This window comes from Candidatus Deferrimicrobiaceae bacterium, from assembly GCA_035256765.1.
Lineage (GTDB): Bacteria > Desulfobacterota > Deferrimicrobia > Deferrimicrobiales > Deferrimicrobiaceae > CSP1-8.
In genome coordinates, this window is record DATEXR010000181.1 from 1 (window position 1) to 1,455 (window position 1,455).

General features: G+C 63.5%; 1 protein-coding gene. It reads right to left on the minus strand.

The window, feature by feature from the left end; genetic code table 11:
- Positions 1-1,247, minus strand: a 1,247-nt coding sequence (locus tag VJ307_06180; GenBank protein HJX73727.1) for a cyclic nucleotide-binding domain-containing protein, incomplete at its 3' end; no start/stop codon positions are given.
- Between the last annotated feature and the right edge of the window lie 208 nt (positions 1,248-1,455).

Consider the following 1,455-nt stretch of genomic DNA (forward strand, 5'->3'; position numbering starts at 1 on the left):
AGGAACATCTTCTTGTCCACGGTGAGCACCCGCACCTCTCCCAGCGGACGGACGGTGGCGGAACGTACATCCTTCTCGAAGAGCGCCATCTCCCCGAAGAAGTCCCCTTCGCCCAGCTCGGCGAGGCGGACCTCCTTCCCATCCTTTTCTTTCACGACCTCGACCTTTCCGGACTGGATGACGTACATGCAGTCGCCCACGTCCCCCTGGCGCACGATGACCTCGCCGGGCCGGTACACCTTTCCGAGTCCTCCCAGTGTCACTTTGTCCTCCTTGAACCAGATGCGGTGTTTGCGGGGGAACAGCCCCGTCCCGGTCTCGTAGAGCAGGCGGCCCAGGAAAAGCGGGTGGAGCGTGCGCAAGAAAACGTCCCGGTACGGGGCGCTGCCGGTAAAGGTGTCCCACAGCACCCCGCTCATCCGCAGCTGGCCGCCACCTCTCCCCTGCTGCTCCGCCGTGGTCATGCGCAAAACGCCGGTGCGGGCGACCCGCGCCTTCTGGATCAGCCGCGTAACCGTGAAAATCACCTTCCCGATACGGTTGTCCAGGGAGAGCGCCCGGCAGACGGGAAGGAAGTGGTGGCGGAAGTCCTCCACCGAAACCCCGTGAAAGATGGCGGTTTTGGCGGCGGCCTTCGCGGTGCGATAGGACCCCCCGATCCCGTCCTTGTACAGCCGGCTCACGCCGCTGTCGCCGATGAAAACCATCCGGTCGGCATACGGCTGCTCCGCCCCCTCGATGTTGATCGAGGGGAAGCAGCGGCAGAATTCTTTGGGGACGCTCCAGCCCGGCGGGAAGCACCGCTTCACCTCCGGGGTGTTGAGAAAGGAATCGACCAGATTCTTGTCGATCCCTTGCCCCAGGAGGCAGACCGTCACGTACTCCCCCTTGGGGATCAGCGCGGCGAACTCGAGCCGGGGCATGTTGAGCAAAAAGACGTGCATGGAATCCCCCAGGTAGGAGCGAATACTTTCCCGCCCGAGGTGGAATTCGGCGATGTAGGCCTTGGCGGTTTTGGGGGGCCTGTACCCCAAACCGAAATTCTCGAACAGTTTCAGCGCCGCCGTGTTGACCCCCATCGCGCCCACGAGCAGGTCGTACTCCCCCGTGACGCCCCCTTTCGTTCGCAATCCGGGCCTGCCGTTCGTCCGGTCGACGCTCTCGACCCGATCCCGGATCACGCTGGCCCCCTTCGCCGTCGCGAGGTCCAGGAGAAACTGATCGAAGCTCCCCCACGTATTCTCCACGGTGCCCAGCGGGCCGCAACCGCGGTGAACCGGCTCGACGATCCTTCGTGGAGGAAAAAATCGGGGGAAACCGCACCCCCCGCGCAACCGGGAAGAAAAAGGGGATCAGCGGAACTCGCTAACCCCCTGCAAATTCTGGTGGAGCTGATCGGGATCGAACCGACGACCTCCTGAATGCCATTCAGGCGCTCTCCCAACTGAGCTACAG